We start from the raw sequence: 23,375 nt of genomic DNA, 5'->3' as shown, positions 1-23,375 counted from the left end.
CGGCCACGGGGACGGTGATTCCGTGGGATGGCCGGCCGTGCGGGGGGCGCCGCAGCGCCACTGATCTCGTCGGATTCGAGAAGATCTTCGGCGAGTCGCCGGGGGTCGTCGTTTACGAAGCTACGCCCGGGCACGCGGGATCCGTGTCCGGACACGCCGGAAGCGAACGCGGCCGCACCACGCCGTTGTGGTGTTGTGCTCACGGCGGCCAGGTTAACGCGAAAACGGAGATTGTCCGACCCGGATGAGACCCGGTCACGCGCCTCCGGCACTGGTCGTGGCGCCGGAGTGGCCGCCGGGCGTGCTCTGGGAGCCCACGTCCTGACCGGTCCCACCGGACCCGCCGGTCCCCGTGCCGCCGCCTGATCCCGTACCGGTGCCCGTTCCGCCGCCGGTTCCCGTTCCTCCCCCGGTCCCCGTGCCGCCGCCGGTGTGGCCCGAGCCCGTTCCGCCGCCGGTTCCGGTGCTCGATCCGCCTCCGGTCCCGCTGGTGGGGGTCGACGTGTGGGTCGGGGTGGACGTGTGGGTCGGTGTGGGGGTGTCCGTCGGCGTGGGCGAGTAGGTCGGCGTCGGTGTGTCCGTCGGTGTCGGCGTGTCCGTCGGCGTCGACGTCGGGTGCGACTGGTGCGAGGAGGGCACGTCGACCGGCACGTTGTGGTTGTCCTGGCTGCTCTGGGAGGGGGACACGTGGCCCTGCGTGCCGTTCGGGTTGTAGCCGGTGTTCTGCCCGGCGCGGTCGTTCCCGTTGAAGGCCAGGGCCAGCGCGACGACGACCGCCGCGGCCGCGACGACCGCCGCTCCGGCGGCGGCGAGCCTCCGCCGGCCACGGGACAGCTCCGACCAGCGCCCGTGGGGGACCGGCGCGGCGCCGGGCACGGGCGGGAGCACCGGCGAGGTCGCCTCCCCGGCGAAGGGCGCCTGGGCCGACTGCCCGGCGTACGGTGCCTGGGCGGCCTCCCCGGCGTAGGGCGGCTGGGCCGGGGTCCCGGCGACGGGCGGCGTGACCGGCTCGGTGCGCTCCCCCACCCCGACGGTGGGCGTCCGCTCCACTCCCGCGACGGGGTACTTGGCGGCGACGGGGTACTTCGGTCCGGTGGCGCCGGAACCCGGCGCGCCGGCGAGGGCCGTGCCGCCGGGCGGGGTCCGCTGGGCGGCGACCGTGGCCGCGTGCTCGAGCAGGTCGGCGGGAACCGTCAGGGGACCCGCGCCGGCCATGGTGGCGACGGGCGGCAGCACCTTGGTCGGGGAGGACTCCTGCCGCTGGGCCTGCTCACCGCCGCCGAGCAGGCGCAGCAGGAGGGCGTCGGCGGTGAGCCGCTTCTCCGGGTCCTTCTCCAGGCAGCCGGCGACCAGCGCGTGCAGCGGCGCCGGCAGGTCGCCGAGCCGGGGCTCCTCGGTCAGGATCCGGTTGACCACCGCGGAGATCATGTCGCTGCCGAACGGCGGGGTCCCGGTGGCCGCGAAGACCATCGTGGCGGCCCACGCGAAGATGTCGACGGGCGGTCCGACCGTCTCGCCGCGGATCTGCTCGGGAGCCATGTAGGCGGGAGTGCCGACGACCCGGCTGGAGACGGTCGAGGTGCCGTCGAGCGCCCGCGCGATGCCGAAGTCGATCACCCGGGGGCCGTCGGGGCCGAGCAGCACGTTGTGCGGCTTGAGATCGCGGTGGACGACCCCCGCCTGGTGGATGGCGACGAGCGCGGTGACCGTGCCGATCGCGAGCCGCTCCAGCGCGGCGCCGCCGATCGGCCCGCTCTCCTTGATCACGTCGTAGAGCGAACGCCCGGGGACGTACTCGCTGACGATGTACGGGCGGTCCCCCGCGACGTCGGCGTCGAGCACCTGCGCGGTGCAGAACCGCGCGACCCGCTTGGCGGCGGTCACCTCACGCTCGAAGCGGGTCCGTGCCTTGGTGTCCTGAGCGAGCTCGGGGTGGAGCAGCTTGATGGCGACCTGCGCGCCCTCGGGGGATCTACCCAGGAAGACGGCGCCCTGGCCGCCCCTCCCCAGCCGTCCGACGACCTCGTACTCCCCCAGCCGCCGAGGATCACCTGGCTGCAGGGGATTCGCATTATGGTCCACCGCAGTCCGGTCCATGGCCGACCGCATCCCTTCCGTCGCTCCCCGCCGACCGTCCCCACGGTCGGGCATATCGGTTGAGATGCGGTCGATGTCCCGCTGGTTCGGCCGGCCGGCCGGGGTCGTTCACTCCCCTGCCGGCTCGCCGATCGGAGCATGGGCGACGAACCGCATCTGCCGAACATATCCCCACCGACTCCGCGTGCCCAGGGCGGGTCGCGGCAGGTGACGGACATGTCTCGTACGAGAGACGCGCCCGGCTCCTGGTCAGGAATCCGGAGTGAAGTGGCGCAGTACCTCGGGGTTGGCCATCGCGTCCGGATTCGCCGCCTTGTCGATGGGCGTGCCGAGCAAGATCTTACGGACTGGAACCTCCAGCTTCTTACCGGACAGCGTGCGCGGCACTCCGGGCACGACCCGGATCTCGTCGGGCACGTGCCGGGGCGACAGCGTCGAGCGCAGGGCGGCGCGCAGCCGGCCGACCAGGTCCTCGGACAGGTCGGCCCCCTCGGCGAGCTGGACGTACAGCAGCAGCCGGCCCTCCGCGCCGAGCTGCCCGGTGTCGACGACGAGGGAGTCGGCGATCTCGTCGAAGCCCTCGACCACGCGGTAGAAGTCGGCGGTGCCCATGCGGACGCCGCCGCGGTTCAGGGTGGAGTCGGACCGCCCGTAGATCACGCATCCGCCGTCGGGCAGCACCTTGATCCAGTCGCCGTGCCGCCAGACGCCCTCGTACACCCCGAAGTAGGAGTCGCGGTAGCGCTCGCCGTCCTCGTCGTTCCAGAAGTAGATCGGCATGGACGGCATCGGCGCGGTGAGCACGAGCTCCCCGACCTCGTCGACGACCGGCTCGCCCTTCTCGTCGTACGCCTCGATCTTCGCGCCGAGCCCGCGGCACTGGATGACGCCGGCGCGCAGCGGCAGCAGCGGGCAGGGCCCGACGAACCCGGTGGCCACGTCCGTGCCGCCGGAGAACGAGCCGACCAGCACGTCCCGGCCGACGTGGTCGTACAGCCAGCCGAACCCCTCCGGCGGCAGCGGCGAGCCGGTCGAGCCGATCCCGCGCAGCCGGGACAGGTCATGCGTCCGGCCCGGGTCGAGGCCCGCCTTCATCGACGCCAGGACGTACGGCGCGCCGACCCCGAAGTAGGTGACCCCGGTCTCGGCGGCCAGCCGCCACAGCGCGTCGCCGCCGGGCGCGCCGTCGTACAGCACGATCGTCGCGCCGACGAGCAGGCCGCCGACGAGGTAGTTCCACATCATCCAGCCGGTCGTCGTGTACCAGAAGAACACGTCGCCGGGGCCGAGGTCCTGATGGAAGGTGAGGGCCTTGAGGTGCTCCAGCACGATGCCGCCGTGGCCGTGCACGATCGGCTTGGGCAGGCCCGTGGTGCCCGAGGAGTACAGGATCCACAGCGGGTGGTCGAAGGGCACCTCCTCGAAGGCGAGCGGCTCTCCGGAGCACCGCAGCTCGGCGTACCGGAGCGCACGGCCCTCCCCGATCGCCTCCGCGTCCGGGTCGAGGTACGGGATCGTGACCGTGGCCGTCAGCGTGGGCAGTGCCGCCTCGATGTCGCGGACCACCGAGGACCGGTCGAACCGCCTGCCGTTGTAGGCGTAGCCGTCCACCGCGATCAGCACCTTCGGCTCGATCTGGGTGAACCGGTCGATCACGCTCGGCGCGCCGAAGTCCGGCGAGCAGGACGACCAGACCGCACCCAGGGACGCGGTCGCGAGGAAGGCGACCAGGGCCTCGGGGATGTTCGGGACGTACGCCGCGACGCGGTCGCCCCGGCCGACGCCGAGCGCCCGCAGCCCGGCGCGCACCTCGGCGACCTCGGCGGCGAGCTCCCCGTAGGTCAGCGTCCGCGAGCGGGCCCGCCCGTCGGAGCCCTCGCCGGCCGTGGAACCGTCGTCGGCCTCCGTGCGGAAGACCACCGCCGTGGCGCCGGGGTCCTCCTCGGCCCGGCGCAGGGCGTTCCGCGCGTGGTTGAGCGTCGCGCCGGGGAACCAGCGCGCGCCCGGCATCTCGGCGCTCTCCAGCGCCGGCCCGTCGCCGCGGTCACCCAGCACGCCGAAGGAGGACCAGATCGCGTCCCAGAACTCTCCGATGTCGCTGACGGACCAGCGCCACAGCTCGTCATAGGAGCCGAACCCGCGCTCTCGCATGAACCGGGCGACACGGGCGCTGCGGCGGACCTCCTCGGACGGCTCCCACAACAGGTCACCCTCGGCAACGGACACGGCACGGCCTCCTCACGTTCTCGTGGCACCCAGCATTCACGGGGGCGGCCACCGATCGCAATGTCGGGTTCCCACCCGACTCTCCGGTCACGCCTGTGGGCTCGCGGTGAGCTCCTCGATCGCGGCGACGACCGCGCCGGTCTCGGTGAGGCTCGGCAGCACCACGTCGGCGCCCGCGCCGCGCAGCTCCGCCTGGGTGGCCGTGCCCGTCGCGACCGCGATCATCTTCGCCCGGGCGATCTTCGCCGCCTGCACGTCGCGCGGCGAGTCGGCCACGAGCACGGTCGCGGACTCGGCGATCACGCCGCCGTGCCGCTCCGCCGCGCGGGTGCGGGCCAGTTCGACGAGGGCGGCCTTGGGATAGGTCTCCGAGCCGTACCCGCCGACCTCGAAGTCGAGGTACTTGGCCAGGCCGAGGGCCTTGAGCTTGGTGACGGTGTTCGGCCGGATCGCGCCGGTCAGCACCGACTGCACGACGTCGCGCCGCTTGGCCACCGCCGCGAGGGCCTCGCGGGCGCCCGGCAGCACCCGCCCGGCGCCCCGGACCGCGCCCTTGCGCGCCTCGAACGCGTCGGCCAGCGCGGCCATGAACTCCGGCAGGTGATCCTCGGTCGGGGCGACGTCGTTGAACGCCAGGGTCTCGAAGATGATCTCCGACTCGGTGCGCCCGGCGGTCGGCGCGAGGCGGACGAGCGGCCGCCCGGTCACGCGCTCGAACGCCTCGGCGTACGCCTCCCGGGTCACCTTGCCGACGTCGACCAGTGTGTGATCGACGTTCCACAGCACCAGACGAGGCATCACGGTCTCCGCACACGGTCAACACAGGGGGCCGGTCAATCGTGAAGGGCCCCGGCCCGTCCGCGCAAACCCGGCCGGTCACGGCGTCAGGGGAACCGCCCCGTGGTCGCCCTGACCTCGCCGATCACCTCGAGCGGGATCGTCCCGCCGACCGGCCCGGTGAACCGGCCCAGGAACGTGTTGATCGTCATCCGCCCGCGCGGGGGCCGGTCGTCCGGGGTGTTCACGACGACGCGCACGGTCCTGGTCTCCCCCGGGCCCAGCCGCTGGAAGATGCACTCCACCCGGCCCATCCCCCAGCACGACGGATCGCTGACGGACACGACGGCCAGCCGGTCGTCGGTTCCGGGCGCCGCGACCTTGACGCTGCGCGCCACGACGTGACGGACGGCCTCCGGGCCCGCGTTGGTCACGGTGAAGGTGTACCGGGCGGGGCGTCCGGGCACGAGCCGGTGACCGGTCACCGGGACCAGCCGCGGATCGGCCCGGATCGACAGGTGGGCGAGGTCGGCGTCCCCGTCGGCGTCGACGACACGGGCGGGCCGCGGCTCGGGCACGGTGAGCGCCTTCACCGCGTACCCGGCCGCCGCCGCGCAGCCCACGAGGGCGGCCACTGACGCCAGACGCCGCACACAGCCCCCCGGTCTGTCCTACGCGTCACGCGTTCTGCCTGGTCACAGGCCAGGTTACTCGCCGGGAGGCGCGAAGGCGATCACCCCATGTGCGGGTACCGGTGGTCGGTCGGCGGCACGAACGTCTCCTTGACCGCGCGCGTGCTCACCCATCGCGTCAGGTTGAAGATCGAGCCGGCCTTGTCGTTGGTGCCGCTGGCCCGCGACCCGCCGAAGGGCTGCTGCCCGACGACCGCGCCGGTCGGCTTGTCGTTGACGTAGAAGTTGCCCGCGGCGAACCGCAGCTTCTCCGACGCCTCGGCGATGGCCCGGCGGTCCTGGGCGATGACCGACCCGGTCAGACCGTACGGCGCGGCGTTCTCCATCTGGGTGAGCACCGTGTCGTAGTCGGCGTCGTCGTAGACGTGGACGCCGAGGATCGGGCCGAAGTACTCCGTCGTGAAGATCTCGTCCTCCGGGTCGGCGCTCTGCAGCACCGTCGGCTGGACGAAGTAGCCCTCGGAGTCGTCGAGGCCGCCGCCGACCAGGATGTCGATGGCGTCATGCGAGCGGGCCCGCTCGATCGCGGCCCGGTGCTTGGCGAACGCCCGGTCGTCGATCACGGCGCCCATGAACACCGACAGGTCCTCGGCGACGTCGCCCATCGTCAGGGACTCGACCGTGCCGAGGAAGTCGTCGCGCATGGTGTTCCACACCGAGCGCGGGACGTACGCGCGGGAGGCGGCGGAGCACTTCTGGCCCTGGTACTCGAACGCGCCGCGGATCAGCACGGTGGAGAGCACGCGCGGGTCGGCCGACGGGTGGGCGACGACGAAGTCCTTCCCGCCGGTCTCGCCGACGAGCCGGGGGTAGGTGCGGTAGCCGGCGATGTTCTCCCCGACGGTGCGCCACAGGTGCTGGAACGTCGCGGTGGAGCCGGTGAAGTGGATGCCCGCCAGGTCCGGGTGCCGCAGCGCGACGTTCGAGACCGCCTCGCCGTTGCCGGTGACCAGGTTGATCACCCCGGGCGGCAGGCCGGCCGCCTCCAGCAGGCGCATCGTGAAGTGCGCCGCGAACTGCTGCGTCGGCGACGGCTTCCAGACCACGACGTTGCCCATGAGCGCGGCGGAGGTGGGGAGGTTCCCGGCGATCGCCGTGAAGTTGAACGGCGTGATCGCCAGGACGAAGCCCTCCAGCGGCCGGTACTCCGCGCGGTTCCACACGCCCGGCGAGCTGATCGGCTGCTGGGCGTAGAGTTCGCGCGCGAACGAGACGTTGAAGCGCAGGAAGTCGATGAACTCGCACGCCGCGTCGATCTCGGCCTGCTGCACCGACTTCGACTGGCCGAGGATGGTCGCGGCGTTCAAGGTGTTCCGCCAGGGGCCGGACAGCAGGTCGGCGGCCTTGAGGAAGATCGCGGCGCGGTCGTCGAACGACAGCGCCCGCCAGCCCGGCGCGGCCCGCCTCGCGGCCTCGATGGCCGCGCGCACGTCGTCGTCGGTCGCCTCACGGGCCTGGCCGAGGACGTGCCGGTGCTTGTGCGGCTGCACCGTGTCGACGGGCCGTCCGCCGCCGAGCCGCTGCTCACCGCCGATGGTCATCGTGAGGTCGATCCGCTCGCCGGCGAGTTCCTTGATCTTCGCCTCGAGGCCGGTCCGGTCCTGGCCGCCGGGGGCGTACGCCTTCACCGGCTCGTTCACGGGGACCGGTACGTTCGTGACAGCGTCCATGAGACAGCTCTCCCCGCAGTTCGTGACAGCGTCGTCAGAATGATCCGGGTGAGGATCGTGGACGCGGCCCCTCGTGAGGACCGCGCAGGTCAAATGTACGCGGAGACCTCGGTGAGCCGCTCCACCACCGGAACCCCGAAACGGTCCAGCTCGGCCCGCCCCTGCATCCCCCCGGCGTACAGGATCGCGCGCGCCCCCGCGTGCCGGGCGGCCACGGCGTCGTCCACGCTGTCCCCGATCGCCACGACCTCGGACGGGTCGACCCCGAGCCGGGTCAGGTGGCGGACCATGAACTCCGCCTTCGACCCGCCGGCCTCCTCCGGGCGCAGGCCGTCGACCCGGCGGAAGATCTCACCGATGCCGTACCGGCGCACCGCGACGGTCAGCCGGTCGTGGTGCCACATCGACAGCAGGGACTGGGTGTGCCCGGCGTCGCTCAGGGCGTCGATCGCGTGCCGGGCGTCCGCCGCGAGCCGACAGCGCTCCATCAGCCGGTGGTAGGAGTCGTGGAACGCCGCGTCGAGCCGCTCCCACTCCCCCTGCTCCAGCTCACGCCCGAGCAGCCGCTCGTAGCAGGCCCAGATCGGACGCGTGTAGACCGCCTGGAACCCCGCCAGGTCCACCATCGGCAGGCCGTACGAAACGAAGATCTCGTTCGTCGCGTCCACGACCGCGTCGAGATCGTCGAAGAGGGTGCCGTTCCAGTCCCAAACGATGTGCGCCATAGCCAATCGAGCATAAGCCAGCCCGCTCGCCGGCCGGAACCTCATGGGACCAGGTGACGCAGCTCCTGCGTGGCGTACCACATGAGGTCGTGCCCGGCGGCGCCGTCGACGGTGAACATCGCGTCGTCGTCGCCCGCGTCGGCCGCCTCGATCGCCGCGCGCGCGGCGCGGACGTCCGGCTCGGCCTCGGCGTCGTCGATGTGCCCGGACACGATCCGGCTGAACGGGATCGTCTCGGAGATCCGTACGACGGCCCGGTCATCGGCGTCGACCAGGTCACCGACGACGGAGGTCACGAGCGTGTCGGGAACCTCGGCGGCGATGACGACCCGGCGGGACGGCGCCTCCGGATCCGCGGCCAGCAGCCGGAGGGAAGCCTTCGCGGCGTCCGACATCGCGGCGTACTCGAGCTCCTCGAGGTCCGCGGAGGCGTACCACTCGCGCAGCGCCGGCGTCACGGCGTAGGCGGTCAGCGGCACCGGCCCGAGCTCCCGATCGCGGAGGATCCGGGCCAGGCCGTTCAGTGTGGACGGTAGATAAACGCGCATGTCCCTGCAGAGTGTGCCAGCACGGGACCGCCGATGCGCGGCCTATCCGGCCGACACCCGCAGGACGGAAAAGCCTTTGCCGCTCCGCCGGCGAGGGGGTTACCTTCGGCGGGCCCTCGGCCGACCTGGGCTTTCCCAGGTTCCGTCGTCCCCTTTCCCCCTGGAGACGTCTTGCCCGTCCGCATCACCGCGTTGATCGACCCGGACACCGATCCGTCCCATCGCCGCCTGGCATGGCTGGCATCCGACGCCGACGACGCCCCCGTCGGCTCGGCGTTCCTTCGCCTCTTCACCGCGGCCGGGCAGGACCACCTCGCCGAGTTGCAGCTGAACGTCCATCCGGCGGAGCGGCGCAGGCACACCGGCTCCCGCCTCCTTGACGCGGTCGTCGCCGCCGCACGTGAAGACGGCCGGCGGTGCGTGATCACCCAGGCCACGGCCGGCTCTCCCGGTGAGCGGTTCCTGTCCGCCCGGGGCTTCCGCAAAGTCCTGACCCTGACCTACACCCGGCTGCCGCTCTCCGATGCGGACATCGCGACTCTCGTCAAGATCATTGAACAGCCGCATCCCGGGTACCGGCTGGCGTCATGGGACGGCGCGGTCCCCGACGAACTCGCCGAGACGTTCGTGGTGTCACGTCACGCCATGGACGACATGCCGATGGGCAGCATCGATTTCGGCACGGTGACCTGGGACCTGGAGCGGGTTCGGGCCGCCGCTTCCGCCGTCGAGAAGCGGGGCGACCGCCTGCACACCGTCGTCGCCATCAGCGAGACGGATGGCGCGGTCGCCGGATTCACCGAGCTGGTCGTCCCCGGCGACGGCAAGGGCGATGCCCAGCACTACGGCACCGGCGTTCTTCCTGAGCATCGCGGGCACGGCCTGGGCCTATGGATGAAGGCCGCTTCGATCCGGCAGGCCCGTGAGCGGTACCCCCAACTCGGGGGCCTGCTCACCGACACCGCCGACGACAACCCCTACATGCAGCGCATCAACGACTCGCTCGGCTACACGCCGACGCACACGGCCTACGAGTACCAACTCGACCTCTAAGAGCCTGCTGACGAAGGCTTAAGTGCTCGTGAAAGCCGCAAGCGTGTGAACAGACGACCACGGGCTCCTGGCCACCGAGATGCGTAGACAACACCTCAGCGGCCGCCTCGGCCCCCGCCAACAACTGAACTCCGACAAACCAAGATAAGCCGTTGAACCGGATGGTCGGTGCTACGGAAGGGTCGCTTCGATAAACGAGAACATGGTGGGACTCGGGACAATCCCGTCCATGGTGAATCCGGCAGCGGCTAGCAAGCGCTCATATTCCCCGGCTGTGCGCTCGCGTCCCGTCGTCATGGCCAGCATGGTGAGGTCGATGAGTTTGGCGGGATGCGGAGTGTCGCCGGGCGGGATCACGGATTCGACGAGCACGAGACGCGCGCCAGGAGCCGCGGCGTTCTTGATGGTCTGCAGGATCCGCAGGCAGGACTCGTCGTCCCAATCGTGGAAGACATAGGACAGGATGTATACGTCCGCTGTCGGCACGGACTCGAAGAAGTCTCCGGATTGGATGCTTACACGGCCCGCCAACCCGTGGTCGGCCAGCACTTTCCGCGCCGAAGGCACGATCTCGGGTCGGTCAAAGACGATGCCCCGCCGGTCCGGCTCGCGTGCCAGGAACTGACAGATCATAGACCCATCCGCACCACCGATATCCGCAACAAGGTTTCCTTCCGGCAGCGAGTAGCCCTCGAACATCCCGGCTCGCAGGGCGTGGGTGAGGCTTGCCATGGTGCGGGTCTGGATGTCGGCCATGGCAGGGTTGCTGGAGGTCCAGTCCATAAACGGCTTACCGTAGTAATGGGTCGCCGCGTTTTCTCCCGTCATCGCGGTGTGCAGGAGCTCACCGAACGGCGCGTAGTGCGATTCCATCCAGAACAGCGCAGCGTCGCGGACCGAGCCGGGATATCCCTCGGCGAGGGTCAGGCCGAGAGCCGTGCTCTCGACCTTGCCGCCATCGGTTCGGAATACTCCCATCGGCGCCAGGACGCGGATGATGCGCCCGATCACGTCTGCTTTCGCGCCGGTCGCCGCTGCGAGATCTTCGACTGTCCGCGGGCCATCCACAAGCGCAGTCGACAGGCCGAGCTTGGCCACGACATACAACGCTTGTGATATCTGGAAGGCCCCGAGCATCTGAATCATCTGCCCAGACTCGGGCACTTCTTCTGTAGTGGGCATAATACTCCCCCGTTTCTTCGGCGAAGGCGAGGACTCCGCCCGCGACAATCACACAGGCGTTCTCATACGAACTAGCGCTCCGGTCCGGTGCCACCGGGCCCGTCATCCAGCATGAACCCGTGACTTCGTCCCGACCAGACCCGGGCGGTAGAACGCTATAAGCGAGCAAGTCCCGCGCACACCCCCATTTTCTGGGACGTCCGTTAGCTCGATGTTTCGTGCGCCCAGCAGAAGAGGAGTTCGCCGATGTCGTCGTGGTCGGCGCGCCAGGTATAGAAGCGGGCCAGTGCGTCGCGGACCTGGCGTTCGGGTGGGGTGGAGCCGGTGATGCGGGCGCGCAGGTTGAGTGCGTCGCGGAGTTTCTCCTTGGCGATCCAGGCGACGATGGTGACGGCCAGGCACAGCACGTCGCGAGCCCAGGTGACCAGACGTCCGGCATAGCATCCGTCGGCCCACACCAGGGCGACGGTGGAGAACTTCTCCCTCAGCCGGGCCAGCAGCGGGTGCGAACCCCTTTGTCGGCAGGCTCTAAGGCCGCTTCCCGCCGTCCCCGAGCGGAATGCCGAGCAGCCCCTCCAGCCGCACGACCGTGCTCTCCGCGTCCACGTAGTGCACGCCGGTGATGCCGAGCTCCTCGGCCGCGCGGACGTTGTGCTCGATGTCGTCGACGAACGCGCACTCCTCCGGCGTCAGCCCGATCAGCTCCAGCGCGTGGTGGAAGATCGCCGGGTCCGGCTTGCGGAGCCGCACCTCCGAGGAGATCACGACCGCGTCGAACATCTCGGCGAACAGCTCGCGCGGATAGGTGTTGCCCCACGAGTTGGACAGCAGGCACGTACGGACACCGGCGGCCTTCGCGTTACGCAGCGCGTCGTACATCGGCTCGACCGGCTCGAACGCCAGGAACATCCGCGTCAGCAGCCCGTCGGCGGGCACCGCCGTGCCGGTCCGGGTCCGCAGCCGCTCGGCCAGCAGCCGCTCGAACTCGGCGGGGCTCAGCGACCCGTCCTCCAGCCCGTGGATCGGGTTGACCGCGCCGTCACCGGCGTACGCCTGGGTCACCCACTCCTTCATCACGAGCTTGTAGGCGTCGGGATCGATGTCGTCCGCCTCGATCCACGCCGTGATCGTCTCTTTCAGCGGCGTGGTGAGCACGCCGCCCCAGTCGGTGATGAGCCCGCGAACCGTCACGAAGCCGATCGTAAGCCACCGCTCCCCAAGAACCGAACGGGGTTCTACCAGGCGGCGGGGCTGAACGCCGAGCAGTACGGGGCGGAAATCCTCATTCACGGGGTGAGCAATCACCTCAGCGAGAGAATCATCTGTAGACCCGATGTCCAGGATCACCTCCGGTGGCACTGGTCCTGGGGCGTCCCGATCGGCCGGCTCGACGATTCATCCCGGCTCCTCGCCGTCGACGACATCGACGAGCTGATCCGCGTGATCAGCAAGGTCGTCTGCGTCCCGCTGCGGCGAGGAATGTGACGATGACGGCCGCCGCGCGGATGAGCCTGCAACGGCGGCAGCGGGCCGACGCCGACCTCCCGGCGCCGCCGCAGGGCTGGTCGGCGGCGCCGGACACCGGCGGGCTGCCGCTGTGGCGATGGGCCGGCGGCCAGGTCTGCGTGGCGACGAGCGACACCGACCAGCTCCGCTTCCTCGCCGTGGCCCTGCGGCGCTTCGACGAGATGACCACCGAGGAACTCACCGCCTACCTACGCGGCTGAAACGGAACGGGCCCCGCCGAAGCCGGGCGGCAACGGGGCGTTCTCTGCGACCGGCACGGCGCGGCCACCACGCCGCAGGACATAACGCACGATCAGGGCATGTCAGACGCCTCCGGAGGCACCTCGCTTCCCACGCCGTCTACTTAGAGGAGAATTCGTCTCCTGTGAGTAGACGCCTCAGAACGCGATGGGTCCACCCGGCGAGGGAAACGCCCGATTATGTGGATATTCGCGCCGACCGGGCCCTGAAGAGAGCCCCGGCCGAGGCCCTTCCGCACGGGCCACCGTTGCCGCGCACTGTCCGCCGGCGACCGCGGTGCACCACCCCGTCCCGTTCGAGCACGCGCAGGTTCTGGGTGAGCTCTTGGTCGTAGCCACGGCCGCGCCCGGGCCGGTGGCACCCGACCGAACCCTCCGGACCCGCCCCGAGCGATTCGGCGCTGACGAACCCACCCCCGGCCGGCCAAGGAGCACGCCGCTCCGGGTCGGCAGAGGAGGGCAGTACTGTGCGCGGATGATCGCTGACCTGGTCGACCGGATCCTGTCCGGCGACGACGACGCCGCGTGGGAGCTCGAGGAGCTCGTGGAACACGATCCGGACGCTCTCCGGCCCTACCTGTCGCGCCTGCTCGACGCCGACGACGTCTACCTTCCGGAGGCGCTGTTCCGCGAGGCGGACGAGGACGTGCAGCGCGAGGCCGTGGCGCGGATCGACGCCGGTTCCCCGAACGTGTGGCTGGTGACGATGCTCACGGCCACTTACGGTCCGGTGGCCGAGGCGGCGTTCCGGCGATGGCTGAAGCAGGCGCCACCGGGCATCGAGGCCGAGACCCTCGCCAACGTGCTTCCCCGGTACGGCTGGGACTTCGAGGCCGACGGGCAGGCTCGGAAGATCCGCGGGGCGACGGCGTACGAGCTGGTGCCCGAGGACGGCGCCGCGTCGGCCGAGGAGGAATGCCCCTGGTGCGGCGGCCCGCTCTGGGTGGTCCTCGACGTGGACACCACGGACCCGCGTGTCGCCGCCGCGCTCGCTCACACCGGTTGGCGGGGGCGGCTGCGGATCGTCGCCTGCTTCCTCTGCTGCATCTACCCCGGGGTCTCCTTCGCGGAGGTGACCCCGGACGGCGGCGCCACGTGGTCCGCGCACACCGTCCGGCCCGGTTACCTGGACGGGAAGAAACTGGAGAAGGCGGACCCGCCGCCCGTACGCCTGACCGTCGGGGAGCGGCGGCCTGACCGGTACCTGGGCGGGCCGACGCTCGGCGGGGAGCCCGACTGGGTCCAGGATCCGGACTACCCGGCCTGTCCCGCCTGCCGGAAGGTCATGAACTACGTCGGCGGCATGACCGGAACGGTCATCCGCGACTACATCGACTGCGACTTCTTCCTCTTCCTGCACGCCCCCTGCGGCCTGGCCGCCGTGGTCACCCAGACCGACTGAGACCTGAGTTCACCGGGCGGCGCCGCCGTCCTTGGCGTCGAAACAACGCCGGGCCGCTTCGATGTGGTCGAGGTAGCGGCGGGTCCACGCGCACATGCCGCTGACCGTGTCCCGCAGGGCGCGGCCCGCCTCGGTGAGGCGGTAGTCGACGCGTGGCGGCACCGTGGGGTGCACCGTCCTGTGCACCACCCCGTCCCGTTCCAGCGCGCGCAGGTTCTGGGTGAGCATCTTGTGGCTGATGCCCTCGACCTCCGTGCGCAGCTCGGTGAACCGCAGCGTGCGCTCACCCAGCACGTTGATGATCAGCAGGGCCCACTTGTTGGCCACGCCGGAGAAGATCTCGCGGGCCAGGGAGTCGGCGCGCGTCACATCCGTGTCGTCGGGTACGCGCGTGACCTGCTCGGTTTCCACGAGGTTCCCCTCTCACCGAAAAGTGCGTTCTTCCATGTCAGAGCATACTCACTTACGGTTCCCAGGTAACCGAAAGAGAGCAGTGCCGCGGCCCGGCCCACCGGCCGGACCGCGGCCGAGTGGAAGAGTCAGTGGAGCGATGATTCTCGACCATCGTGACGAACCCGTCCGTACGGGCCGCGCCTCCGTCAACGGAACGAGTCTGCATTACCGAACGGCCGGCTCCGGTCCGGCGGTCGTGCTGCTGCACGGGGTGCCCAAGACCGGCTATCACTGGCGGCACCTCGTCCCGAAGCTGACGCCGCAGTACACGGTCGTCGTGCCCGACCTGCGCGGTCTCGGCGACTCCGCCCGCCCCGCCGGCGGCTACGACTCCGCGACGATGAGCGACGACATCGCCGCGCTGATGGCCCACCTGGGGCACGCCTCCTACACCGTGGTCGGAGAGGACTGGGGGGCGGTGATCGGCTACCAGCTCGCCGCCCGGCACCGTGACCACGTCAACGCGCTGGTGTTCGCCGAGGCGTTGTTCCCCGGGTTCGGCTTCGAGGACCACACCGCGCTCACCCCCGAGAACGTCTCGAGCGGGATGCACCTGTGGCACCTCGGCTTCTACTTCCAGCCGGACGTACCCGAGATGCTGATCACCGGGCACGAACGCGACCTCATCACCTACATGATCAAGAACGAGCGCCTCTACCCCGACACCGCGACCCCGGACGCCGTAGAGGAGTACGTGCGCTGCTACTCCATGCCCGGCGGCATCCGCGCGATGCTGGCGATCTACCGCGCGATGCTCGTCGACGCCGAACAGAACCGGCAGAGCTCCCAGAAGAAACTGGACATCCCGGTCCTGGCGCTCGGCGGCTCGGCGTTCATCGCCGACCGCAACGAGACGCAGATGCGGATCATGGCCGACGACGTCACCGGCCACGTCTTCACCGCCGGACATGACCTCGCCGAGGAGATCCCCGACGAGATGGCCGAGGTCGTGCTGTCGTTCCTGGCCGAACGGCTGTAGCCGTACCTGCCCGCCCTGCTGCTCGGGGCAGGCCATCACGCCGGCGTTGGCGACCAGGATGTGCAGCCGCCCCTGCCAGGACCGGATGAACGTGGCGATCGAGGCCGGGTCGGTCAGGTCCGAGGCGCCGTACACACCGCGGTACGACTGGCAGGGCATCTCCGACGAGGCCGAACTGGACGCGATCCGAGCCCGCATACACGGCATGGCCCTGAAGTGGCAGGACTTCGGAGCCGCATCGCCCTTCGACAGTCCGGATATGGGTGTTTCCTGGCCGGACGAAGGCGGCGCCGCGCGCCGACCCGTGGGCAGCATGGACACCGGACACACGGTCCACAGCCGACGCGCTTCCCGGGAGGTCAGAGGTCATGCCAGAGGTCATCGCCGGATTGGAGATCCCTGAGACGGCGGCGAGTGCCGTGCGGCCAGGTCGCGGACGGCCACGGAGAACAGCACTCAGCGCCCGCCAGGGAGGAGAAGGCTCGCAACTGCACCAGTTCGGGCCGATCCTCCTCGGTGGCGACGGTCACCCCGAACGCCCTCCCACCCGCCTTGTCCGGAACACCACTTAGAAGACCTTGGATTCGACCCGATCCCGCCATGGCCGAGGGGTGACCGTCACGTATGCCCATACGCCGTTCGGCTTCCCATGCGGGCCGTCCCATTGACGCGGCGCCGGAAGCGGCAATGACTCTTGCAGACGATCCCGTAGGCCGGGGACGAGAGCCCGGCTCGCCTCGCCGAGCCAGCGCCGCGCGACCTGCCCGAACTCCGCATCATTTGTCATGCGGACGTCCAACAGGGCATCACTCTGCCACGACCTTACGAGCCGACCCGACACAACCCATTTCGAGCCGGCGCGCAGGCTGCGTTTGTTCTTGCCCTTGTTCCTGCGCCTTTTTCTTGTCAGGAGTCCTCCGGCAACGGCTGAAGCTCGATCGTCGGATCGATCACCACCGGGTACACCCGTTCGGGATCACGCAGCCACGCCTGGTCCGCCGTCACCGTGACGTGCAGCAGGCCGGCCTTCGCGTCCCAGCGCATCGACTGGGACACCTTCGGGCTCCAGACCTTCCCGTACGGGGAGACCGCGTCGGCCTTGGCGTCGCCCATGTACGGCTTGGGCATCACCAGCACGGGCGGGCCGTCGAACCCGCCCCGGTAGAAGGCGATCGACCCGTCCGGCCGCTGCCAGGCCCGCAACCCCGCCGCCTTCACCGCGAACGACCACGACGCCGACGTCGGCGCCGTGGCCAGGACGATGCTCTCTTTCAACGCGTTCGGCTGCACCGCGTAGCTCAGGTCCGCCCCGGCCGCCGCACCTGCGTACGTCACGGTGTTCCGGTCGGCCCTCGGCTTCGCCGAACCGCCGCCGTCCGGACCGAAGGTCAGAGATGCACCGCCACCGGCGTCGAACCGGACGAGCTGCCCCGCCTTCGAGCCGAACATGCTGCGAAAGGTGTTGGTCTCATTGACGAGGTCGAAGCCGCCGGCGCCGGTGGCGGTGACCGTGGTGTCGATTTGGGCGCCTTGTTACCGTCGTGCCGCCCCCACAGCCGGTTCCACCAGCTCCGCTTGCTCTCCGGCTTCCAGTCGCCGGCGGACGTTCCGCCCGGCGGCTGTGCCGTCTCCGCTCGTGCCACGCCTCCCGGAAACCCGGCGAAACAACAGCGCGACCACCATTAGCAGTACCAGACGTTTTTGCCATTCACGCGCCGACAACCGGCTCGCGACAACTCCACTAGGGCAGCCGAAATCAAAATCCAGAGCGCGCTGACGCGCCTGGAACTGGCGTCAGGAATAGAGGAAGACCGAATGACCCACTGAGGGCAGGAGTGACGATGACCCGTCACGTCGGGCCGCGGGCAGGCGAAGTGACAGCCACTACCACCGAACCTCCGCAACAGACTGGCCGCTCGGGCTCGCCGGCAGCGATCGCGCTCCGCCAGCGATCTTCACTCGGCGATTTACGGCGGTCAAGGCAGGTCAGAGCGGGTGGTGGCCGCAAAGAGGCAGTCACGGCAGAGACCCAGAGTCCCCCCAAGATCAAGCGTCCGGCGCCCTCGGAATGTCACACCTTCCCGCCAGGATGGCAACAGCCGGTCAGCGCGGACCGACGCCGATCGACGATCGGTAGCGCACCGGCTACTCTCCGCAGAAGGGCCGCCGAGAAGATAACGATTGAATCACAACGCCTAATCGGCGAGATCCCGAATCCGCCTCGCTCAACGCCTAAAAGCGTGTTAACCTTCCGCCGCTCATTCAGAAAATCGCGGTCATTGATGGGCTCGATCGACTATCTCCGCACGGGTGCAAGGGGTGGCATGCCAGGGAAGGGAACGGCGGCGCCTCGCGAGCACTCCGCAGGCAGGGCGGACGGTCGGGACGCCGTCTCGGCCCATGCCGGTGACCGGCGTCGGCCCGACCATGGACCCTGACCGCCGGGCCGAGTCCTGTCTGGAAGGCGACCCCTCCGAGGAAGATGCAGGCCCGCCCGCCCCGATGTCCTCCAGTCCGTACCGAGCAGCGTCCGATTCCGATGTCGTCGCCGCGCAACACGGCGACGAATCCGCTTTCCGCCGTCTCTACCACGATGTTCAGCCGCGGCTGCTGCGTTACCTGGGCGCGCTCGCCGGAGCCGAGGCTGAGGACATCGCCGCCGAGACGTGGCTGCAGATCGCGCGGGACCTGCACCGCTTCCGCGGCGACCTGGCCGCGTTCCGCGCCTGGGCCGCCCGGATCGGCCGCAACCGGGCCATCGACCAGCTCCGCCGTGCCCGGCGACGCCCCATCGCCGACGTACGCGCCGACGAGCTCACCGATCTGGCCGACCGCGAACTTCCCGAGGAGACCGTCATGGCGCGGCTCGCCGCGGCCGAGGCCTTCCGGCTCATCGCGACTCTGCCGCCCGATCAGGCCGAGGCCGTCCTGCTGCGCGTGGTGATGGACCTCGACGCCAAGCATGCCGGTCGCGTACTCGGCAAACGCGCCGGTGCCGTACGCACCGCCGCGCACCGTGGCCTTCGCACGCTCGCGCAGCGGCTGACCGGCGACACGTGACGAGCCTTTCTCCTGAGGTGTAACAGCGACGGATCCTCCTGCGCTCTCGGTCGTACTGCGCTCTCTCGCAATGGAGGATCGATGAGATTTCGCGTGCGACCGCGAACCGCCGCGGCCGTCACCGCGGTGGTGCTCGGCTCGGCGGGCCTCGCCGTCCCGCTACTGGTCCGGGCCGGAACGACCGCCCCTCGAAAACCCGCGGCGGCGGAGGTGGCCGGCCCCATCGACGGCGACGTGCACACGATCAGCCTGCGGACCACCGGCACCAAGGCCATCGCCCCGGCCCAGTCGACCTCGTCGTTCAGCCTGCTCGGTGTGGTCTGGGACCGGCCCGGTACGCGGCTGAAGGGAACGGTGAAGGTACGCACCCGCAGTGCGACGACCGGTACGTGGTCGGCCTGGCGACCCGTCACCGTCGCCGATGATGACGTTCCCGACGGCGCCGGACGCGAGCGGTCCCGTCAGGGCACGACCGCACCGCTGTGGGTGGGCCCCTCCAACGGCGTCGACGTTCGGGTCACCGGGCACCGCCGTCTGCCCGCCGGGCTGCGGGCCGTCCTCATCGACCCGGGTACCAGACGGCGCCGTCCCGCCCGCACCGGCGGGCGGCACCCCGCGCACGCCGCCGGGCACCAGGGCGTGCGGGTCGCCCTCGCCGCGGACAGCGGCAGTCCTGATCCGTCCGCACCGCCCGCGGACTCCCCCAGCGCGGCCCCGACCGCGAGCACCAGCGTCTCTCCGCCGCAGTCCCCTGCCCCGACCACCGGCCCGAGCGACTCGCCCCTCCCGTCGGCCTCCGCATCGCCGACTCCCAGGGCCGGCACGGCGCCCCGCCCGACGATCGTCTCCCGTGCCCAGTGGGGCGCCGATGAGTCACTGGTCGCCGCGCCCAACGCGTACGCGGACAAGGTCAAAGCGGTGTTCGTGCACCACACCGACACCGGCAACGATTACTCCTGCGCGGACTCGGCGGCGGTCGTCCGCTCGATCTTCCTGTACCACGTGAAGACGAACGGCTGGAACGACGTCGGCTACAACTTCCTCGTCGACAAGTGCGGCACCCTCTTCGAGGGACGCTCCGGAGGCGTCGACCGTCCGGTGATCGGCGCGCACGCCTACGGCTTCAACACCGACTCCGCCGGCGTGGCGGTCCTGGGCACCTTCACGAACGTCGCGCCGCCCCAGGCCGCGCTCGACACCGTCGCCAAGGTCGCCGCGTGGAAACTCGGCTTGGACGGCGGTGACCCGACCGGCTCCACGACGCTCACCGAGGGCGTCAAGGACGGCAACTTCACCTACGGCTCGCAGGTCCCCTTCAAGACCATCTCCGGACACCGCGACGCCAACAGCACCGCCTGTCCCGGGCTCCTGTACGACAAGCTGTCCGCGATCCGTACGGCCGCCGAGCAATGGACCACCCCGGCCGATCTCACCGCCGTCTCCCTCACGGGGGCGACGAAGGTGAACACGACGTACTACACCAAGGGCGCGGTCACCCTCGGCTGGCACCCCGCCGCGGTCACCGGATACCAACTGCTCGACAACGGCACCGCGATCGCCCGCCCCGCGCCGTCGGCGACCTCGGTCACGGCCACGCTGCGCCCCGGAACCCACCAGCTTCAGGTCATCGCCGACAACATCGACGGCACCACCGCCAAGTCCTCCGCCTTCTCCGTCGTCGCCGACGCGACCAAACCCGTCTTCAACAACTCCGCCGCCCTGTCCCTGCGGACCGGCACCGTCAGCTCCACCAAGATCCCCGTCAGCCTCAAGTGGAAGGCCACCGACGACCGGCTGCCGCGATCGGTGAAGGCCACCGCCCCGTCCGCGGTGACGTTCGCACCGACCACCACGGCCTGGTCCGCCTACGCCAAGCCCGCCACGTCCACGGCCTGGTCACTGACCGCGACGGACGCGGCCGGCAACACCGCGACCAGCTCCGTGACCCGGACGGCGTCGCTGCGGTCCGACTCCTCTTCCAGCCGCACCGGAACCTGGAAGACGACCACGAACAGCCACTACCTCGGCGGAACGGGCATCTACTCCAGCGCAAAGGGAGCCACCGCCTCCTGGACCGTCACCGCCCGCTCGGTCGCCCTGATCGACAAACGCGCCACGAGCTCGGGCAAGTACTACGTCTACGTCGACGGCACCTATGCGGCCACGGTCGACACCAGGGCGTCCTCCAGCCTCTACCGGCAGATCCAGTGGACCCGGACCTGGAGCAGCAGCTCCCGCCACACCATCAAGATCAAGGTCGCCGGCACCTCCGGGCGCCCGACCATCGCCCTCGACGGCCTGGCCTACATCGGCTGAGCCACGGGCCGCCTACCGCTGTCACGTGAAGCATGATGTCGCGGCGGCATACGGCATGATCGGTCAGAGACCGTCCTCAGCCGTCCCCGCCCACGCCGTCGCGACATCCACGGCGGCCCGGCACCGTCCGAGCAGCACGCCGCCCGAGCATCCCAACCGACCGGAACGCCAGCGATGAACGATCCACGGCTCGATCCCGAAACCGCCGAACGCCTGCTACGGGGAGAGCACACGAGCCCGACCGAACTCGCCGACATCCTCGCCGCCGCCGCGACCGCCCCGGTCGACGAGGACCCGAGGCGGCAGGAGGCAGCCGTCGCCGCGTTCCACGACGCCCGGGCACGCCATCACCGACGACTACCGATCCCACGCGTGCTGCTCACCGCGAAGGCGGCACTCATCGCCGTTCTGCTGGCCCTCACCGGCGGCATCGCCATCGCCGCCGCGTCGCAGCACCTGCCCCTCCCAACGGGACACCACCACTCACCCGGCACTCACCAGCCGAGACGATCCCCCGTCCCCACAGCCACCGGCTCACCGTCCCCGGGGGCCCTGCTCCCGCCGACGTCCCCCAGGCGCAGCCCGTCCCACGGGCACTCCGGGGAGCACCCGAAGCACTCGCACAAGCCGCATCCGGCGAGGAAGCACCCGCCGAAGAAGAAGCCCAAGGGCAAGCCCTCGACCCATCAACCACCGGGACGGTCATCGCACCGCCTCTCGTGAGGCGCCCCGGCCACGGTCAGTCGCGGGCCGCTCTCAGTTCCGCCGCGCGGGCGCGGCGTTCGCGCTGCTCGACCGGATCGGGTACGGGCGCGGAGCCGATCAGGCGGCGGGTGTAGTCCTCGCGCGGGTCGAACAGCACCTGGTCACGTGGGCCCTCCTCGACCAGCCTGCCCTGGTTCAGCACCGCCACGCGGTCGGAGACCAGCCCGACGACGGCGAGGTCGTGCGTGATGAACAGGCAGGCGAAGCCGAGGCGGGCCTGCAGCTCCAGGAAGACGTCCAGCACCGCGGCCTGCACCGAGACGTCCAGTGCGCTGGTCGGCTCGTCGGCGATCACGAGGTCGGGGTCGAGGGCGAGCGCCCGCGCGATGCCGATCCGCTGCCGCTGCCCGCCGGACAGCTCGTGCGGATAGCGGAGCCGTACGGCGGGATCGAGCCGGACGCTCTCCAGCAGGGCGACGACCCGCTCGTCCCGGTCACCGACCTTGTTGATGACCAGGGGCTCGGCGATGCAGTCGCCGACGGTCATCCGGGGGTCCAGGGACGACGCGGGGTCCTGGAACACGATGCCGCACCGTCGCCGCAGCCGGCGCAGCGCGCTCCCCCGCGCGCCGGTCAGCGAGTCGCCGAGCAGCCGTACGGAGCCCGAGGCCGGGGTGATCAGCCCGATCGCCGCGCGGCCCAGGGTCGACTTGCCGGAGCCGGACTCGCCCACCAGGCCGAGGACCTCGCCCTTGGCGACGGTGAGGGAGACGTCGTCGACCGCGCGGACCTTCGCGCCACCCTTGCCGCGGAACTGCACGACGAGGTTCTCGATGGCGAGCGCCGCATCGCCCGGCGCCGCCGGTTCGCCCGCGACGGCCGGTTCGCCGGTGGGCTCGTCGCCGCGGGGCTTGAGGCGCGGGACGGCGCTCAGCAGGCGCTTGGTGTAGTCCGCGCGCGGGCTGGCGAACAGCTCCTCGACCGGGGCCTCCTCGACGACCTTGCCCTGGTACATGACCACGACCCGGTCGGCGATGTCGGCGACGACGCCCATGTTGTGGGTGATGACCAGCATCGCCGTGCCGAACCGGTCCCGCAGGTCGCGCAGCAGGTCGAGGATCTCCGCCTGCACCGTGACGTCCAGCGCGGTGGTGGCCTCGTCGGCGATCAGCACCTTCGGCTCGCACGCGATCGCCATCGCGATCATGACGCGCTGGCGGAGACCGCCGGACAGCTCGTGCGGGTACTGCCCGAGCCTGCGCCGCGCGTCCCGGATGCCGACCGTCTCCAGGAGCTCGGCGGCGCGGTCCAGGGCCTGTTTCCGGGACAGGCCGTCGATGTGCAGGCGCAGCGCCTCGGCGACCTGCCAGCCGACGGTGAACGCCGGGTTCAGCGCGGTCATCGGCTCCTGGAAGACCATGGCGATCTCCGAGCCGCGTACGGCGCGCAGCGCGGGGCCGTCCAGCGTCGTGACGTCGACCCCGCCGACCCGGACGCTGCCGCTCGTGGAGGCCGTGGGCGGCAGCAGGCCGAGGGTCGACATGGACGTGACGCTCTTGCCGGACCCGGACTCGCCGACCACCGCGACGATCTCGCCCGGATCGACGCGGATGCTGACGCCGTCGACCGCGTGGACCTTCCCGGAGCCGCTCGAGCCCGAGAAGGAGACGTGCAGGTCCTCGATGGTCAGAGCCGGGGAGTCGCTCACCGTCCCACCTTTCGTC

At 70.6% G+C, this 23,375-nt stretch carries 22 protein-coding genes; 9 read left to right on the top strand and 13 right to left on the bottom strand.

Going from position 1 to position 23,375, the window contains the following annotated elements:
- Positions 1-255: 255 nt before the first annotated feature.
- From NE234_RS36095 to NE234_RS36065, 7 genes are all read right to left on the bottom strand, one after another.
- Positions 256-2,097 carry a serine/threonine-protein kinase gene (locus NE234_RS36095; RefSeq protein ID WP_252785435.1) on the bottom strand — a complete coding sequence of 614 codons (1,842 nt, stop codon included), beginning with the start codon at positions 2,095-2,097 and terminating at the stop codon, positions 256-258.
- Positions 2,098-2,346: 249 nt separating this feature from the next.
- The gene (locus NE234_RS36090; protein WP_252785434.1) at positions 2,347-4,323 is read right to left on the bottom strand and encodes an acetoacetate--CoA ligase; all 1,977 of its coding nucleotides are present in this window, start codon (positions 4,321-4,323) and stop codon (positions 2,347-2,349) included.
- Positions 4,324-4,410: 87 nt separating this feature from the next.
- Positions 4,411-5,121: an HAD family hydrolase gene (locus NE234_RS36085; RefSeq protein ID WP_252785433.1), complete on the bottom strand. Its 711-nt coding sequence runs from the start codon at positions 5,119-5,121 to the stop codon at positions 4,411-4,413.
- Positions 5,122-5,207: 86 nt separating this feature from the next.
- Positions 5,208-5,735: a methane monooxygenase/ammonia monooxygenase subunit B gene (locus NE234_RS36080; RefSeq protein WP_252785432.1), complete on the bottom strand. Its 528-nt coding sequence runs from the start codon at positions 5,733-5,735 to the stop codon at positions 5,208-5,210.
- Positions 5,736-5,833: 98 nt separating this feature from the next.
- Entirely contained in the window at positions 5,834-7,462 is a 1,629-nt protein-coding gene (gene pruA / locus NE234_RS36075; protein ID WP_252785431.1) for an L-glutamate gamma-semialdehyde dehydrogenase, read from the bottom strand.
- A gap of 89 nt (positions 7,463-7,551) precedes the next feature.
- Entirely contained in the window at positions 7,552-8,187 is a 636-nt protein-coding gene (locus NE234_RS36070) for an HAD family hydrolase (protein ID WP_252785430.1), read from the bottom strand.
- A 41-nt stretch (positions 8,188-8,228) separates the two neighbouring features.
- Entirely contained in the window at positions 8,229-8,735 is a 507-nt protein-coding gene (locus NE234_RS36065) for a DUF6912 family protein (RefSeq protein WP_252785429.1), read from the bottom strand.
- Positions 8,736-8,906: 171 nt separating this feature from the next.
- Here NE234_RS36065 and NE234_RS36060 point away from each other — a divergent pair, with 171 nt between their 5' ends.
- Entirely contained in the window at positions 8,907-9,788 is an 882-nt protein-coding gene (locus NE234_RS36060) for a GNAT family N-acetyltransferase (protein WP_252785428.1), read from the top strand.
- Positions 9,789-9,959: 171 nt separating this feature from the next.
- Here the strand turns inward: NE234_RS36060 and NE234_RS36055 are convergent, their stop codons facing one another.
- From NE234_RS36055 to NE234_RS36045, 3 genes are all read right to left on the bottom strand, one after another.
- Positions 9,960-10,934, bottom strand: coding sequence for an acetylserotonin O-methyltransferase (locus tag NE234_RS36055; RefSeq protein ID WP_252785427.1), 975 nt, complete (start codon positions 10,932-10,934; stop codon positions 9,960-9,962).
- Positions 10,935-11,173: 239 nt separating this feature from the next.
- A complete protein-coding gene (locus tag NE234_RS36050) occupies positions 11,174-11,428 on the bottom strand; it encodes a hypothetical protein (RefSeq protein WP_252785426.1) in 255 nt (84 codons plus the stop codon).
- A 70-nt stretch (positions 11,429-11,498) separates the two neighbouring features.
- Positions 11,499-12,161: an HAD family hydrolase gene (locus tag NE234_RS36045; RefSeq protein WP_252785425.1), complete on the bottom strand. Its 663-nt coding sequence runs from the start codon at positions 12,159-12,161 to the stop codon at positions 11,499-11,501.
- A 102-nt stretch (positions 12,162-12,263) separates the two neighbouring features.
- Here NE234_RS36045 and NE234_RS36040 point away from each other — a divergent pair, with 102 nt between their 5' ends.
- The 3 genes from NE234_RS36040 to NE234_RS36030 all read left to right on the top strand — a co-directional run bounded on the left by NE234_RS36040 (position 12,264) and on the right by NE234_RS36030 (position 14,138).
- Complete coding sequence (locus NE234_RS36040) at positions 12,264-12,455, top strand: hypothetical protein (protein WP_252785424.1); 192 nt, start codon at positions 12,264-12,266, stop codon at positions 12,453-12,455.
- A gap of 2 nt (positions 12,456-12,457) precedes the next feature.
- The gene (locus NE234_RS36035; protein WP_252785423.1) at positions 12,458-12,697 is read left to right on the top strand and encodes a hypothetical protein; all 240 of its coding nucleotides are present in this window, start codon (positions 12,458-12,460) and stop codon (positions 12,695-12,697) included.
- A gap of 514 nt (positions 12,698-13,211) precedes the next feature.
- Positions 13,212-14,138 carry a hypothetical protein gene (locus NE234_RS36030; RefSeq protein WP_252785422.1) on the top strand — a complete coding sequence of 309 codons (927 nt, stop codon included), beginning with the start codon at positions 13,212-13,214 and terminating at the stop codon, positions 14,136-14,138.
- Between the two features lie 9 nt (positions 14,139-14,147).
- Here the strand turns inward: NE234_RS36030 and NE234_RS36025 are convergent, their stop codons facing one another.
- Positions 14,148-14,549, bottom strand: coding sequence for a winged helix-turn-helix transcriptional regulator (locus NE234_RS36025; protein WP_252785421.1), 402 nt, complete (start codon positions 14,547-14,549; stop codon positions 14,148-14,150).
- Positions 14,550-14,688: 139 nt separating this feature from the next.
- On the opposite strand from NE234_RS36025, the gene NE234_RS36020 reads away from it, so the two are divergent.
- Positions 14,689-15,570 carry an alpha/beta fold hydrolase gene (locus NE234_RS36020; protein WP_252785420.1) on the top strand — a complete coding sequence of 294 codons (882 nt, stop codon included), beginning with the start codon at positions 14,689-14,691 and terminating at the stop codon, positions 15,568-15,570.
- Positions 15,571-15,655: 85 nt separating this feature from the next.
- Entirely contained in the window at positions 15,656-15,973 is a 318-nt protein-coding gene (locus tag NE234_RS36015) for a hypothetical protein (RefSeq protein WP_252785419.1), read from the top strand.
- Positions 15,974-16,476: 503 nt separating this feature from the next.
- Here the strand turns inward: NE234_RS36015 and NE234_RS36010 are convergent.
- Positions 16,477-17,019 carry a hypothetical protein gene (locus NE234_RS36010; protein WP_252785418.1) on the bottom strand — a complete coding sequence of 181 codons (543 nt, stop codon included), beginning with the start codon at positions 17,017-17,019 and terminating at the stop codon, positions 16,477-16,479.
- A gap of 1,053 nt (positions 17,020-18,072) precedes the next feature.
- On the opposite strand from NE234_RS36010, the gene NE234_RS36005 reads away from it, so the two are divergent.
- The 3 genes from NE234_RS36005 (at position 18,073) to NE234_RS35995 (ending at position 21,669) form a co-directional block, all read left to right on the top strand.
- Positions 18,073-18,630, top strand: coding sequence for an RNA polymerase sigma factor (locus tag NE234_RS36005; protein WP_252785417.1), 558 nt, complete (start codon positions 18,073-18,075; stop codon positions 18,628-18,630).
- Between the two features lie 93 nt (positions 18,631-18,723).
- Positions 18,724-20,946, top strand: coding sequence for an N-acetylmuramoyl-L-alanine amidase (locus tag NE234_RS36000; RefSeq protein WP_252785416.1), 2,223 nt, complete (start codon positions 18,724-18,726; stop codon positions 20,944-20,946).
- Between the two features lie 174 nt (positions 20,947-21,120).
- A complete protein-coding gene (locus tag NE234_RS35995) occupies positions 21,121-21,669 on the top strand; it encodes a hypothetical protein (protein ID WP_252785415.1) in 549 nt (182 codons plus the stop codon).
- Between the two features lie 16 nt (positions 21,670-21,685).
- On the opposite strand, the gene NE234_RS35990 is transcribed toward NE234_RS35995, so the two are convergent.
- Positions 21,686-23,359 (bottom strand): ABC transporter ATP-binding protein, encoded by a 1,674-nt coding sequence (locus NE234_RS35990; protein WP_308206966.1) that lies wholly within the window; start codon positions 23,357-23,359, stop codon positions 21,686-21,688.
- Positions 23,360-23,375: the final 16 nt, after the last annotated feature.

It is taken from the genome of Actinoallomurus rhizosphaericola (genome assembly GCF_024055675.1).
In the GTDB taxonomy this organism is placed as follows: domain Bacteria; phylum Actinomycetota; class Actinomycetes; order Streptosporangiales; family Streptosporangiaceae; genus Actinoallomurus; species Actinoallomurus soli.
The sequence above is the reverse complement of the archived record's forward strand: the minus strand, read 5'-3'. Positions and strand labels throughout refer to the sequence as shown.